General features: G+C 36.7%; 12 protein-coding genes, 1 rRNA gene and 1 other annotated feature. All 13 genes read left to right on the top strand.

Annotation, left to right across the window (positions count from 1 at the left end; translation table 11 throughout):
* Positions 1 to 19 precede the first annotated feature (19 nt).
* The 13 genes from rrf to C1A05_RS16765 all read left to right on the top strand — a co-directional run bounded on the left by rrf (position 20) and on the right by C1A05_RS16765 (position 14,447).
* Positions 20 to 135 (top strand): 5S ribosomal RNA (rrf, locus tag C1A05_RS16705).
* A gap of 243 nt (positions 136 to 378) precedes the next feature.
* Positions 379 to 1,077, top strand: coding sequence for an MgtC/SapB family protein (locus C1A05_RS16710; RefSeq protein WP_102029378.1), 699 nt, complete (start codon positions 379 to 381; stop codon positions 1,075 to 1,077).
* Positions 1,078 to 1,272: 195 nt separating this feature from the next.
* On the top strand, positions 1,273 to 1,734 hold the full coding sequence (locus tag C1A05_RS16715) for a CtsR family transcriptional regulator (protein WP_102029379.1): 462 nt from the start codon (positions 1,273 to 1,275) through the stop codon (positions 1,732 to 1,734).
* Between the two features lie 14 nt (positions 1,735 to 1,748).
* On the top strand, positions 1,749 to 2,300 hold the full coding sequence (locus C1A05_RS16720) for a UvrB/UvrC motif-containing protein (RefSeq protein ID WP_102029380.1): 552 nt from the start codon (positions 1,749 to 1,751) through the stop codon (positions 2,298 to 2,300).
* Entirely contained in the window at positions 2,300 to 3,367 is a 1,068-nt protein-coding gene (locus tag C1A05_RS16725; protein WP_102029381.1) for a protein arginine kinase, read from the top strand. Before C1A05_RS16720 ends, C1A05_RS16725 begins: the two co-directional genes overlap by 1 nt.
* A 14-nt stretch (positions 3,368 to 3,381) precedes the next feature.
* Positions 3,382 to 5,805 carry an ATP-dependent protease ATP-binding subunit ClpC gene (clpC, locus tag C1A05_RS16730; protein ID WP_102029382.1) on the top strand — a complete coding sequence of 808 codons (2,424 nt, stop codon included), beginning with the start codon at positions 3,382 to 3,384 and terminating at the stop codon, positions 5,803 to 5,805.
* A 291-nt stretch (positions 5,806 to 6,096) separates the two neighbouring features.
* Positions 6,097 to 7,470, top strand: a complete 1,374-nt coding sequence (radA, locus tag C1A05_RS16735) for a DNA repair protein RadA (protein ID WP_102029383.1) — start codon at positions 6,097 to 6,099, stop codon at positions 7,468 to 7,470.
* A gap of 256 nt (positions 7,471 to 7,726) precedes the next feature.
* Positions 7,727 to 8,824 carry a PIN/TRAM domain-containing protein gene (locus tag C1A05_RS16740; protein WP_102029384.1) on the top strand — a complete coding sequence of 366 codons (1,098 nt, stop codon included), beginning with the start codon at positions 7,727 to 7,729 and terminating at the stop codon, positions 8,822 to 8,824.
* Between the two features lie 114 nt (positions 8,825 to 8,938).
* The gene (locus C1A05_RS16745) at positions 8,939 to 10,111 is read left to right on the top strand and encodes a bifunctional 2-C-methyl-D-erythritol 4-phosphate cytidylyltransferase/2-C-methyl-D-erythritol 2,4-cyclodiphosphate synthase (RefSeq protein WP_102029385.1); all 1,173 of its coding nucleotides are present in this window, start codon (positions 8,939 to 8,941) and stop codon (positions 10,109 to 10,111) included.
* A gap of 66 nt (positions 10,112 to 10,177) precedes the next feature.
* The gene (gene gltX, locus C1A05_RS16750) at positions 10,178 to 11,644 is read left to right on the top strand and encodes a glutamate--tRNA ligase (protein ID WP_102029386.1); all 1,467 of its coding nucleotides are present in this window, start codon (positions 10,178 to 10,180) and stop codon (positions 11,642 to 11,644) included.
* A 63-nt stretch (positions 11,645 to 11,707) separates the two neighbouring features.
* Positions 11,708 to 11,919 (top strand) — a binding site (T-box leader).
* Between the two features lie 68 nt (positions 11,920 to 11,987).
* A complete protein-coding gene (gene cysE / locus C1A05_RS16755; RefSeq protein ID WP_102029387.1) occupies positions 11,988 to 12,659 on the top strand; it encodes a serine O-acetyltransferase in 672 nt (223 codons plus the stop codon).
* Positions 12,640 to 14,043: a cysteine--tRNA ligase gene (cysS, locus tag C1A05_RS16760; protein ID WP_200816520.1), complete on the top strand. Its 1,404-nt coding sequence runs from the start codon at positions 12,640 to 12,642 to the stop codon at positions 14,041 to 14,043. The genes cysE and cysS overlap by 20 nt, the downstream gene beginning before the upstream one ends.
* Complete coding sequence (locus C1A05_RS16765) at positions 14,043 to 14,447, top strand: Mini-ribonuclease 3 (RefSeq protein ID WP_102029389.1); 405 nt, start codon at positions 14,043 to 14,045, stop codon at positions 14,445 to 14,447. The genes cysS and C1A05_RS16765 overlap by 1 nt, the downstream gene beginning before the upstream one ends.
* Position 14,448: the final 1 nt, after the last annotated feature.

Here is a 14,448-nt window from a genome sequence, read left to right on the forward strand (position 1 = left end):
ACGACTTACATCCTGTAAGTCTAGTGGTGATGGCGAAGAGGTCACACCTGTTCCCATTCCGAACACAGAAGTTAAGCTCTTCAGCGCCGATGGTAGTTGGGGTGTTTCCCCTGCGAGAGTAGGACATTGCTAGGCAAGAAGTCAAGGAGATATTCTCCTTGGCTTTTTTTGTGTTTAAAAAAGATAAAATTTGAAAAGCAATACGAGGATATTGCTCTTAAAGAAATAAAAGGAAATAGTAATCATAAAATAGAAGTAGAACATAAACGCTATGATTATAAACATCAAAGAAAAAGTATCTAGTTTTGACAATCTTTTTAATCGAAGCATGCTATAATACGGAAATCATAAAAATTCGTCATACGAGGGGAAATAGCTATGGAGGAAATAACTAAATGGTTAGGTAATGATTTTGACACGATGACATTTCGAATTATTTTTGCAGTAATGCTATGTGGAATTATTGGTTTTGAGCGGGAATTAAAAAACCACTCCGCAGGGTTTCGTACCCATATATTAGTTGGTGTTGGCTCTTGTTTAATGATGCTGTTATCCTTATATGGTTTCGATCAGTACTTAGAAAAGTTTGATATTATTCGTTTTGATCCCGCACGAATACCTTCCTATGTAATTAGTGGAATAGGGTTTTTAGGTGCTGGAACCATCATGGTACATAGAATGACAATAAAAGGTTTAACGACAGCTGCATCTATATGGGTAGTGGCTGGTCTTGGACTCGTAATAGGAGCAGGGTTATATTCCATTGCAGTCTTAACGACTATCGTTGTGTTATTAAGTTTAATTTTTCTAAACCATATAGAAGATAAACTATTTTCAAGAGGTAAGGGAGAACGATATATTGAATTGAAATTGAAGAAAAATGCACAGCTTATTGAAATATTAAATGTATTTGAAGAAATGCAATTAAATATAAGAAGATTAGAAATAGAGAATGAGAAAGAAGACGATCGTCATCTTTTTATTGAACTAGATAGTGGACAACATATTAATCAAAAGGATTTATTGCACTATTTATCACAACTAGAGCATGTAAATTACGTTTTTGAAAAAAAATAAATATATAATGCTACCCTTTTGTCAATGATGATAAGGCAATAGGGTTTTTTTAAATAACTGTAACGGTAAAATTTTTAATAAAGTAAAAGGCAAAATGTTTGCAACAAGAGATATTGTGAGTATAATAAGTAACAAAGTCAAAGATAGTCAAAGTCAAAGACATTCACATACTTAATAAAAAGGAGGAGGGACGGTATGAAAAATATATCTGACATTATTGAAACGTATCTAAAAGAAGTGATGAAAACAAGTAACCAAAATGCTATCGAAATAAAGCGCAGTGAAATTGCTGATCGTTTTCAATGTGTCCCCTCGCAAATTAATTATGTGATCAATACACGTTTTACAGTTGAAAAAGGATATATCGTTGAAAGTAAACGTGGTGGTGGAGGTTATATACGTATTATTCAAGTAAAACCCCAAACAAAAATGGAGTTAATTGATCACATTATCACGTTAATCAAACATGAAATTTCTCAGCAGGCAAGTCTTCACATAATTGAACGTCTATTGGAAGAAGAAATTATCACGAATCGTGAAGCGAAATTAATGGTAAGTGTTATGGACCGTAACGTAATCTCGATTCCTTTACCTGCTAGAGATGAACTAAGAGCAAAGCTGATGAAGGCGATGCTAGAAGTATTAAAGTATAAATAAAGGAGGGATATTTTATGGAATGTCAAGAATGCCATAATAGACCTGCGACGGTTCATTTTACTCAAATTATTAATGGGAATAAAACCGAAGTTCATCTTTGTGAACAATGTGCGCAGGATAAAGGATATATGGACCATAATAAGCAGAGCTTTACCTTCCATAACTTGTTATCCGGTCTTTTTAACTTTGATTCTACGCACCCGTTAGGTGGGACTCAATCAACAGATTACACTTCACCTAAAGAACAATTAAAATGTGAGTCTTGTGGCATGACTTATCAGCAATTTGCCAATGTTGGTAAATTTGGTTGTGCAGAATGTTATAAAACATTTAATGATCGCCTCAATCCAATATTTCGTAAGGTTCATAGTGGGAACACAAAACACGAAGGGAAGATTCCAAAGCGGCAGGGTGGAAGTCTTCATGTGAAACGAAATATCGAAATGTTGAGATATAAATTGCAGCAAATGATAGAAAGTGAAAAATTTGAAGAGGCTGCGAAACTTCGGGATGAAATCAAGAATTTAGAGAAGCAAATAAGTGGTGACAAGGGTGGTGAAGCATAATGTCATTACAAGGCTTTATCAACGATGCAGTTAGTCCGTGGTTAAAGGAAGAAGGGCCAGATAGTGATATTGTTTTGAGTAGCCGTATTCGATTAGCTCGAAATTTTAGAGATATCCCTTTTCCAATTGTTGCGGATAAGGAATCCTTACAGAAAGTTACGAAAGTATTTAAAGATTACTTTGAGCATAACAGCTATGGTGACTTCAAAGATTTAGAGCTAGTCGCAATGTCAGGTTTAGATCATATCCAAAAAAGGGTATTAGTAGAAAAACATCTAATTAGTCCAAATCTTGCTGAAAATAAAGATAGTGGTGCGGCAATGATTTCTCAAAATGAACAAATATCGATCATGATTAATGAGGAAGATCATATACGTATCCAGCTATATTATCCAGGTTTTCAATTAGAAAAAGCCTTAGATCATGCTTTGAAGTTTGATGACTTACTAGAAGAGAACATCCATTATGCTTTTGATGAACATAGAGGATATTTAACGAGTTGTCCTACTAATGTTGGTACAGGATTAAGAGCTTCCGTTATGGTACATCTTCCAGCTTTGGTAATGACTCAACATTTAAATCGAATTATCCCTGCAATAAACCAATTAGGATTAGTGGTTAGAGGAATATATGGAGAGGGTAGTGAAGCTTTAGGAAATATATTTCAGATATCCAACCAAATTACGTTAGGTAAATCCGAACAGGATATTGTCGAGGATTTAATCAGTGTAGTATCCCAAATCGTGGAGCAGGAGAGAAATGCTAGAAGTAGGATTCAACATGAATCTGGATTATGGCTAGAAGATAAAATTTTCCGCTCTTACGGAGTACTTTTGCATAGTAGAATTATTCAATCGAAAGAAGCAGCTAAATGCCTATCTGATGTTAGGTTAGGTATTGATTTGGGGATTATTAACAACGTTTCAAAGAGCATTTTAAATGAACTCATCGTGTTAACCCAGCCAGGATTCTTACAAAACTATGCGAAGAATACTTTATCACCAGAAGAAAGAGATATAAGAAGAGCAACATTAATTCGAGAACGTTTAAACATGGATATCGATTAAGGAGGTACAAAACTATGATGTTTGGGCGATTTACAGAAAGAGCGCAAAAAGTATTAGCTTTAGCACAAGAAGAAGCAATGCGTCTTGGACATAATAATATTGGGACGGAGCATATCCTTTTAGGTCTTGTAAGAGAAGGGGAAGGGATAGCTGCAAAGGCACTAAATTCGTTGGATGTAGCTGCAGATAAAATTCAATCGGAAATAGAACAGCTTATCGGTACGGGTCAAAAAGCGACTCAAAATATTCACTATACACCTCGTACGAAAAAGGTTATTGAGCTTTCCATGGATGAAGCGAGAAAACTAGGACATTCCTATGTTGGAACAGAGCATATCCTGTTAGGTTTAATTCGTGAAGGAGAAGGTGTTGCTGCAAGAGTCCTAAATAACCTCGGTGTAAGCTTAAATAAAGCTCGTCAACAAGTATTACAGCTTTTAGGTAGCAATGAGTCTACTACAAGTCAAAGAGGCGGTAGACAGTCCTCTAATGCTAATACACCAACATTAGATTCTCTTGCACGCGATTTAACTGCTATTGCAAGAGAAGATCAAATCGATCCAGTAATTGGTCGTAGTAAAGAAATTGAACGTGTTATTCAAGTATTATGTCGACGTACGAAGAACAATCCAGTATTAATAGGGGAACCAGGTGTTGGGAAAACGGCAATTGCGGAAGGATTAGCCCAGCAAATTGTAAATAACGAAATTCCTGAAATTTTACGAGATAAACGGGTCATGACACTAGATATGGGGACTGTTGTAGCTGGAACAAAATATCGTGGTGAGTTTGAAGATCGTCTGAAAAAAGTGATGGAAGAGATTCGCCAAGCGGGAAATATTATTTTATTTATTGATGAGCTACACACTTTAATTGGTGCTGGTGGTGCAGAGGGTGCCATTGATGCATCGAATATTTTAAAACCAGCATTAGCTAGAGGCGAGTTACAATGTATTGGAGCTACCACTTTAGATGAGTATCGAAAGTATATTGAAAAAGATGCAGCGCTTGAACGTCGCTTCCAACCAATTCAGGTAGATGAACCAAATTTAGACGAATCGATTCAAATTTTGGAAGGATTACGAGATCGTTATGAGGCACACCATCGCGTTACCATAACAGATGACGCGATTGAAGCAGCAGTAAAACTTTCTGATCGTTATATCACAGATCGTTTCTTACCAGACAAAGCGATTGATTTAATAGATGAAGCGGCTTCTAAAGTGAGATTACGTTCCTACACAACACCACCAAATTTAAAAGAGCTGGAGCAAAAATTAGAAGAAGTTCGTAAAGAAAAGGATGCAGCTGTACAAAGTCAGGAATTTGAAAAAGCTGCATCACTTCGAGATAATGAGCAACGTTTACGAGAGAACCTTGAAAAAACAAAGGATGAATGGAAGGAAAAACAAGGTCAAGAAAGCTCTGAAGTAACGGTAGAGGATATTGCGAAGGTTGTATCCATTTGGACTGGTGTTCCAGTTTCTAAGCTAGCAAAGGATGAAAGTGAACGCCTACTTAATTTAGAAGAAATCTTGCACGGTCAAGTGATTGGTCAAGATGAAGCAGTGAAAGCAGTATCGAGAGCTATACGTCGTGCGCGAGCAGGATTGAAAGATCCAAAACGTCCCATTGGTTCCTTTATTTTCTTAGGTCCTACTGGGGTTGGGAAGACGGAATTAGCTCGAGCATTAGCGAATGCTATGTTTGGTGATGAAGATGCAATGATTCGAATTGATATGTCCGAATATATGGAGAGACATTCTACTTCTCGACTTGTTGGGTCACCTCCAGGGTATGTAGGATATGAGGAAGGTGGACAATTAACCGAGAAAGTTAGAAGAAAGCCTTACTCTGTTGTCTTGCTTGATGAAATTGAGAAGGCGCATCCAGAAGTGTTTAATATCCTGCTTCAAGTGTTAGAGGATGGCCGCTTAACCGATTCCAAGGGTAGAACGGTAGATTTCCGAAATACCGTATTAATTATGACATCAAACGTAGGTGCTCAAGAATTAAAACGAAATAAATATGTTGGATTTACTCTTGGGGATGAAAGCCAAGACTTTAAAGCAATGAAGTCAAAGGTTATGGATGAATTGAAAAAAGCATTCCGTCCTGAATTTTTAAACCGAATTGACGAAACAATTGTGTTCCATTCATTAGAACAAAAGCATTTAAATGAAATTGTGACACTAATGATTGAACAACTACAAAAACGACTGAAAGAACAGGATTTGGAGTTTGATGTGTCCACTAAAGCAATTGATAAAATCTCTTCAGAAGGTACAGATTTAGAATATGGTGCAAGACCTTTACGGAGATCTATTCAAAAGCACATAGAAGATCTAATGTCAGAGGAATTGTTAAAAGGTACAATTAAAAAAGGACAAAAAGTGTATATTGATGTAGATGAGGAAGGTCAAATTATAGTAAAGTAATGCGTGAAATTGAAAAATACACTATAAAGTAGGAAAAAAATCGGGAGGTGTGTACCTTCCGATTTTTCTTCTCTTCCGGTACGATAGTACTAATTAATAGAAAAGGTGCAACTAAAACTAGATTAAAATCGTATGTATATATGAGTGATTCGTATAAACCGTGATAAAATACGAGCTGGAAGGGTAATAAAATATAGATATAGAGAAAAATGGAATGTTATTTGCAGCAAGTTATTTGTAATCAAATTTTAATAGATAAACAAGAAGAGTGTAAAAAGGATGGATCGAACAATGGCGAAGGCGAAAACAAAGTTTGTATGTCAAGAATGCGGATACGAATCACCAAAATGGATGGGAAAATGTACAGCATGTCATCAATGGAATACATTAGTAGAAGAGAAAGAAATAAAAAATACACGTAGAAGCACGTTTATGACGGGGGAAAGCCATAAAGTAGGCAAACCAGAACCAATTACAGGCATTGTATCCGAAACGGAACACCGAGTTACAACTAGTAGTCAAGAATTAAATAGAGTGTTAGGTGGAGGGATTGTTCCAGGCTCCCTCGTATTAATTGGTGGAGACCCAGGTATTGGAAAGTCAACCTTATTACTTCAAGTATCCTCTCAATTAGCGGAAAAAGATTTAGATGTACTCTATATATCTGGTGAAGAATCGGTGAAACAAACGAAACTACGTGCTGACCGCTTAGCGATAAAATCAAATAATTTATACGTAATGTCAGAGACAAATATTCAAGAAATAGCGGATGCAATTATAAAAATGTCACCATCATTTGTAGTAGTGGACTCCATTCAAACCGTCTATCATAGTGAGATTACATCTGCTCCAGGGAGTGTCTCTCAAGTAAGAGAATGTACCTCTGAATTAATGCGCATAGCTAAAAGCAATAATATCCCAATATTTGTAGTTGGCCACGTAACCAAAGAAGGATCTATTGCTGGTCCAAGATTACTCGAACATATGGTGGATACGGTATTGTATTTTGAAGGAGAACGACACAATGCTTTCCGTATTGTAAGAAGTGTTAAAAATCGCTTTGGTAGTACAAATGAAATGGGCATCTTCGAAATGAAAGAGGAGGGACTAGTCGAAGTTACAAACCCTTCAGAAGTGTTTTTAGAGGAAAGATCAGCGAATGTAGCGGGCTCAACAATTGTTGCTTCCATGGAGGGAACTAGACCTGTTCTAGTAGAAATACAAGCGCTCTTATCTCCAACTAGCTTTGGTAACCCACGTAGGATGGCAACTGGATTGAATCAAAGTAGAGTGCCATTATTGATGGCTGTTTTGGAAAAACGTGCAGGACTTCTTCTACAAAATCAAGATGCGTACGTCAAAGTAGCGGGAGGGGTTAAGCTAGACGAACCCGCTATTGATCTAGCGGTAGCTATAAGTATTGCATCGAGCTTCCGTGACCAACCAACAAACCCAAACGATGTCTTAATAGGCGAAGTGGGATTAACTGGTGAAATAAGACGGGTTTCTCGTATTGAACAAAGAATAAATGAGGCCGCAAAGCTTGGATTTGGAAGAGCTATTGTCCCTGAAAAAAACGTCAATGGTATAAAGACACCATCCTCTATAGAAGTTATCGGTGTCCAATCGGTTCATGAGGCATTAAAGGTATCCTTAGGCAATTAGAAAGCGATATTATTATGGTAAAAAAATGAAAAATGCAATATTGTAATAAAATTGACATAATGTAATTTAAGTGTTACAATTAACGGTTTATTATTTTGACTACATTTATTCATGGTGTTATAATTAATAACTACAAAAGAAATGTTATGTGTAAATAAGAAAAGTATTCCTAGTAAAATGAAATGATTATTTGTAAAAATTTTGCTTATGATGATGTTGATTTTTGGAAATACTGATGATTAAGGAGGTGACTGGTATGCTGAAAAAGATCATTCAGCTGTTTATTGTAATAGCCGGCGGTACTATTGGATATCTGTATATTCCAGAATTACTTAAACTTGTTAATTTTGATTCACCGTCATGGATTGTTTCTCCATATATTGGAGCAGTATTAGGTGCTATTATATTATTTTTTTCTACATTTTGGCTTGTTGATTACCTTGTGAATTTTATTAAGTGGGTCGAGGAAACGTTAGTAAAAGCACCTGTTGCAGATTTATTGTTTGGTTGTATTGGGTTGATGATCGGTCTTATACTCTCTTACTTAATTACTCTACCGCTCAGAGAAAATCAAATTGAGCTAGTTTCACAAGTACTTCCAGCCTTCATAACTGTGGTATTAGGTTACTTAGGATTACAAGTAGGCTTTAAGCGTCGTAATGAATTTGTTAGCTTACTCATCACAAATAAGAAAGAAAAACGAAAACCGACAGATGAAGATGATGAAAAAGAGCTACCATTTCATATTAAGCCAAAAATTCTAGATACAAGTGTTATCATTGATGGTCGTGTTGCGGATATATGTCAAACTAGGTTTTTGGAAGGAATCGTGGTTATTCCACAATTTGTATTAGAAGAACTTCAACATATTGCAGATTCATCTGATGTTTTAAAACGAAACAGAGGTAGACGTGGACTTGATGTTTTAAACCGAATGCAAAAAGAAATTCCTGTAGATGTTCAAATTTATGAAGGTGATTTTGAAGATGTACAGGAAGTCGATAGTAAGTTAGTAAAGTTAGCGAAAAAACTAGACGGTATTTTAGTTACAAATGATTTCAATTTAAATAAAGTATGTGAGTTTCAAAATGTTCAAGTATTAAATATAAACGATTTAGCAAATGCAGTGAAACCTGTTGTCTTACCTGGAGAAGAACTTAATGTTCATGTGATTAAGGACGGGAAAGAAGACAAACAAGGTGTAGCCTACTTAGACGATGGTACAATGATTGTTGTGGAAGAAGGCAGAAATTACATTGGCAAAACAATCGATGTTTTAGTAACCAGTGTTCTTCAAACCTCAGCAGGAAGAATGATTTTTGCTAAACCAAAATTACTTGAAAAAGCATTGTAAAAGAGGAATAATAATATAGACAAAAGCAAAAGTGATAACAGCCTATTGTTATCGCTTTTGTTTTGTAAAGACTTTTTATAAAGGTATGCGATAAGGTGATAAAGGCGGATAAAAATGGATAATTATGAAGTCGTAGTTGTAGCGGCAGGTCTTGGGAAAAGAATGAAATTAAATCGGAACAAACAATTTCTGCATTTTGCTGGCAAACCGCTCATTATACATACGTTAAATGTTTTTGAGAATGATGAACGATGCTCGAACATTTATTTAGTTGTCAATAAGCTAGAAAAAGAAGAAATGACCTCTTTACTCAATCAACATACAATTCGAAAAGTAGCGGAAGTGGTTGTGGGTGGACAAGAAAGACAGCAAAGTGTTTTTAATGGACTAAAAGCATGTCGTGGAGATGGTGTTGTATTAATCCATGATGGAGCAAGACCGTTTGTGGAAAAAGAAAAAGTTCACGCTCTCGTTGATGAGGTGAAGAATAGTGGTGCTGCTGTATTAGCAACGCGTGTTACAGACACCATTAAGTCAACGGATGGGGAAGTTTTAAAAACACTAGATCGTAATCTATTGTGGGCTGCACAAACACCTCAAGGGTTTCAATATTCCCTTATCGTAAAGGCCCATGAGCTTGCGATGGAAGAAGAATACCTTGGGACAGATGATGCTTCCCTGGTGGAAAGAATGGGACATCCTATTAAAGTAGTAGAAGGTAGCTACAATAATTTTAAATTAACTACTCCTGAGGATATTAAAAAGGCCAATAGCTTATTTGAACAAAATGAGAATACAAAAGGGGGATTAGGCATGAGAATTGGATCAGGATATGATGTGCATCAGCTTGTTGAAGGGAGGCCTTGCATCATTGGGGGGATTGAAATACCTTATGAAAAAGGCTTGCTTGGTCATTCAGATGCAGACGTGTTGCTTCATACAGTAGCAGATGCATGCCTAGGTGCTATTGGTGAAGGTGATATCGGTAAGCATTTTCCAGACACAGACCCTGAATTTAAAAATGCAGATTCCAAAAAGCTACTTGCTCATGTATGGAATATCGTAGTAGAAAAAGGGTATAAGCTTGGAAATATTGATTGTACAATTATTGCGCAAGCCCCAAAAATGGCTCCATATATTGGACAAATGCAAAAGGTAATTGCAAAATTGTTGCAAGCAGAAGTTTCTCAAGTTAATGTGAAAGCAACAACTACTGAGAAATTAGGTTTTACCGGTAGAAAGGAAGGCATTGCAGCCCAAGCGGTTGTGCTTTTAGAAAAAATTTAGTTTTCTATTAAAGTAATGATAAAATACATGTAAAGTTTATACGTAGAAAAAAGGATGGCGATAGTTATGACGAAAAACGTACGTGTACGGTATGCACCAAGTCCAACTGGTCACTTACATATAGGGAATGCTAGAACAGCATTATTTAATTATTTATTTGCTCGTAGTACAGGTGGTAAATTTATCATTCGTATTGAAGATACAGATCAAAAGCGTAATGTTGAAGGTGGAGAACTTAGTCAGTTAAAATATTTACAATGGTTAGGAATGGATTGGGACGAAAGCATTGACGTCGGTGGTGATTTCGGACCATATCGTCAAATGGAGCGTCTGGATATTTATAAAAAGTATGCGGATGAGTTATTAGAAAAGGGTCTTGCTTACCGTTGTTATATGACGGAAGAAGAGTTAGAGGCGGAAAGAGAAGAGCAAAAGGCGAAGGGCCAACTTCCAAGGTATTCTGGTGCACATCGAAATCTAACGCCAGAACAGGAAGAGCAATTTGTTTCAGAAGGTAGAAAGCCAAGCATCCGTTTTCGTGTGCCAGCAAATGAGACGTATACTTTCCATGATATTGTAAAAGGGAAAATCACTTTTGAATCCGATGATTTTGGCGATTGGGTTATGGTGAAAAAAGACGGTACTCCTACTTACAATTTTGCTGTTGCCATTGATGATCATTTAATGGAAATTTCTCATGTTTTACGTGGGGAAGACCATATTTCCAATACACCAAAACAAATGATGATCTATAAAGCGTTTGGTTGGGAAGTGCCAACATTTTGTCATATGACATTGATTGTTAATGAAAACCGCAAAAAGTTAAGTAAGCGTGATGAAAGTATTGTACAGTTCATTGAGCAATATGCAGATTTAGGTTATTTACCAGAGGCTTTATTTAACTTTATTGGTATGTTAGGTTGGTCTCCGGTTGGGGAAGAGGAATTGTTTAGTCGAGAAGAGTTTATTAACATTTTCGACCCGGAACGATTAGCAACATCTCCTGCTGTTTTTGACCCTGCTAAATTAAAGTGGATGAACAATCAATATATTAAAGCGGCGGATTTAGACCGTGTTATTGACTTGGCTTTGCCGCATTTAATAAAAGCGGGTAAGCTATCTGAAAATATGGATGAACAGCAAAAAGAATGGGCGAAACAATTAATAGCATTGTATAAAGAACAATTAAGCTATGGTGCTGAAATTGTGGAATTAACAGAGCTATTCTTTAAAGAAGAAATTGATTATAATGAGGAATGCCAAGAAGTGTTAAAAGAAGAGCAGGTTCCAGCAGTTATGGAAGCATTCCTAGCACAATTGGATGATGTAGAAGCCTTTGAACCAGATCATATTAAGAAGGCGATTAAAGCGGTACAAAAGGAAACAGGTGCGAAGGGTAAAAAATTGTTTATGCCAATCCGTGTTGCAACTACAGGAGAAACACATGGACCAGAATTACCAAACGCAATCTTCCTTTTAGGCAAGGAAACTGTTAAAGTAAGATTACAAAGTGTATTAAACCAATTTAATTAATACACATTTTATGTAGGATATAATATATTGTAAATAAACCATAACGTCTTCGTGATGTTATATATGGGAACGTTAAAAAGGAGAAGTAAAAAGAGCCCCTTCTTATACAGAGAGAATCACACCCGCTGAAAGTGATTTTAAGATACTCTTTTGAAATGCACCTTTGAGTCCTTTGTTGAAACAAGTAGGCAAGGGCGGTTAGCAACCGTTATGAGCTATATAAGTTGAGGGAGTTTTCCCTAAACAGAGTGGGACCGCGTGAACACGTCTCTGTATTTATACAGAGGCGTGTTTTTTATTATTCCCGAAACAATCCTATGGAAGAGATTGGAGGTACTGGTATATGGGATTCTTTAAAATGATGAAGGAAGATATAGATGTTGTGTTTGACCAAGACCCGGCAGCCCGTAGTCGCTTTGAGGTTATTTTAACCTATTCAGGACTACATGCTATTTGGTCACATCGTATTGCGCATGCTTGCTTTAAAAGACGTTTGTTTTTTATAGCGAGAGTTATTTCTCAAGTAAGTCGCTTTTTTACTGGGATTGAAATTCATCCAGGTGCCAAAATAGGGCGAAGGTTTTTTATCGATCATGGCATGGGAGTTGTTATCGGAGAAACCTGTGAGATAGGAGATAATGTTACAATCTATCAAGGCGTCACACTTGGTGGAACTGGCAAAGAAAAGGGCAAGCGACATCCAACGGTAAAAGATAATGCGTTAATTGCATCGGGTGCAAAAGTGCTTGGTTCCATAACAATTGGTGAAAACTCTAAGGTTGGAGCGGGATCTGTTGTTTTACGGGACGTTCCAGATAATTCAACAGTAGTTGGAATACCTGGAAAAGTCGTTGTTCAAAATGGAGAAAAAGTTAGAAATGACCTAGATCACCACAAATTACCAGATCCAGTTTCAGATCGTATAGAGTTTATGGAAGAAGAGATTAAACGTTTAAAAGAAGAATTAGAACAAATTAAAAAAGGAGTTGGAAATGATGCCAATACAACTATTTAATACGCTCACGAGAAAAAAAGAAACATTCAAACCAATTGAAGAAGGTAAAGTGAGAATGTACGTATGCGGACCAACTGTTTATAACTACATTCACATTGGGAATGCTAGACCTGCCATTGTGTTTGATACAGTTCGTCGGTATTTGGAATATGTAGGTTATGAAGTAAAATACGTTTTAAACTTCACGGATGTGGACGATAAAATTATTAAAGTGGCGAACGAGCTAGGTGAGGAAGTTCCTCAATTGGCTGAACGATTTATTAATGCCTATAAAGAAGATATACATGCCTTTCATGTAAAAGAAGCAGATCATCATCCGAGGGTAACGGAAACGATGGATGACATTATTGCCTTTATTAAAGGGTTGATTGATAAGGGATATGCGTATGAAGCGGAAGGGGATGTATACTTTAAAACAAGAGCTTTTGAATCCTATGGAAAGCTTTCACATCAATCTGTAGATGAATTAAGAGTTGGAGCGCGCATCGACGTTGGGGAGAAAAAATCGGACCCACTAGATTTTGTCTTATGGAAGCAAGCAAAGCCGAACGAAATATCATGGGATAGTCCTTGGGGGAAAGGGCGTCCGGGATGGCATATTGAATGCTCTACGATGGCTAAAAAATATTTGGGAGATACGATTGATATTCACGCTGGTGGTCAGGACCTTACGTTTCCGCACCACGAAAATGAAATTGCGCAATCAGAAGCTTTAAACGGGAAAAGTTTTGCGAATTACTGGATGCACAACGGCTATATTAATATAAATAATGAAAAGATGTCTAAATCATTAGGTAACTTTGTGCTTGTCCACGATATTATTAAAGAACACGACCCAAACGTGCTGCGATTTTTTATGTTAAGTGTCCATTATCGTCACCCAATCAATTACAGCAACTCTTTATTGGAAAGTGCAAAAAATGGTTTGGATCGAATTAAAACGACCATTACGAATCTTGAGCATCGTCAACATTCAAGCACGGACCTCACTGAAAACAATGAAGTGTGGCTAGATAAGCTTCATGAGCATAAACAACGCTTTTTCGACGAAATGAATGATGACTTTAATACAGCAAACGCAATTAGTGTATTGTTTGATTTAGCAAGAGAAGGGAATCTATACTTACAAGAACGTCATACTTCTAGTGATGTTATCGAACAATTTTTGCAAGCGTTCCATGACCTATTAGGAATTCTTGGTGTTGTATTTGAACAAGAAAATGAACTATTGGATGAGGAAATCGAACAATTAATTGCAAAGCGAATAGAAGCTCGAAAAAATAAAGATTTTGCTTTAGCAGACCAAATAAGAGATGAGTTAAAAGAGAAGAATATTATTTTAGAAGATACACCACAAGGGACACGTTGGAAAAGAGGTTCATAATGCAACTAGATAAACAAAGTGTAAAGCAGTTAAATAGCTTAGCTTTAGCATATATGGGTGACGCCATTTACGAAGTGCATGTGAGGGATCACTTAATTCGTAATGGAGGTGTCAAGCCGCAGCAATTGCACCGTTCTGCCATTCGGTATGTTGCGGCGACTGCCCAAGCTGTTGTCATAAAGCGTTGGCTTGAGGAGGAGCTACTTACGGAAGAAGAGGTTGGAGTAGTTCGACGAGGCCGAAATGCCAAATCATATACAGTTCCCAAAAATACAGATGTTATGACCTACCGATATAGCACAGCCTTTGAAGCTCTGTTAGGGTTTCATTATTTAAGTGGTAATGTTGAACGTTTAGAAGAGCTAATTGATTTAGCGATATCAAATACAATGGATAGGAGTTAGG

It is taken from the genome of Salirhabdus sp. Marseille-P4669 (assembly GCF_900240405.1).
GTDB lineage: Bacteria > Bacillota > Bacilli > Bacillales > Alkalibacillaceae > OEQK01.

Coding starts and splice junctions, on each gene's coding strand:
- C1A05_RS16710 (WP_102029378.1), top strand. CDS start 379: ATGGAGGAAATAACTAAATGGTTAGGTAATGATTTTGACACGATGACA.
- C1A05_RS16715 (WP_102029379.1), top strand. CDS start 1,273: ATGAAAAATATATCTGACATTATTGAAACGTATCTAAAAGAAGTGATG.
- C1A05_RS16720 (WP_102029380.1), top strand. CDS start 1,749: ATGGAATGTCAAGAATGCCATAATAGACCTGCGACGGTTCATTTTACT.
- C1A05_RS16725 (WP_102029381.1), top strand. CDS start 2,300: ATGTCATTACAAGGCTTTATCAACGATGCAGTTAGTCCGTGGTTAAAG.
- clpC (WP_102029382.1), top strand. CDS start 3,382: ATGATGTTTGGGCGATTTACAGAAAGAGCGCAAAAAGTATTAGCTTTA.
- radA (WP_102029383.1), top strand. CDS start 6,097: ATGGCGAAGGCGAAAACAAAGTTTGTATGTCAAGAATGCGGATACGAA.
- C1A05_RS16740 (WP_102029384.1), top strand. CDS start 7,727: ATGCTGAAAAAGATCATTCAGCTGTTTATTGTAATAGCCGGCGGTACT.
- C1A05_RS16745 (WP_102029385.1), top strand. CDS start 8,939: ATGGATAATTATGAAGTCGTAGTTGTAGCGGCAGGTCTTGGGAAAAGA.
- gltX (WP_102029386.1), top strand. CDS start 10,178: ATGACGAAAAACGTACGTGTACGGTATGCACCAAGTCCAACTGGTCAC.
- cysE (WP_102029387.1), top strand. CDS start 11,988: ATGGGATTCTTTAAAATGATGAAGGAAGATATAGATGTTGTGTTTGAC.
- cysS (WP_200816520.1), top strand. CDS start 12,640: ATGCCAATACAACTATTTAATACGCTCACGAGAAAAAAAGAAACATTC.
- C1A05_RS16765 (WP_102029389.1), top strand. CDS start 14,043: ATGCAACTAGATAAACAAAGTGTAAAGCAGTTAAATAGCTTAGCTTTA.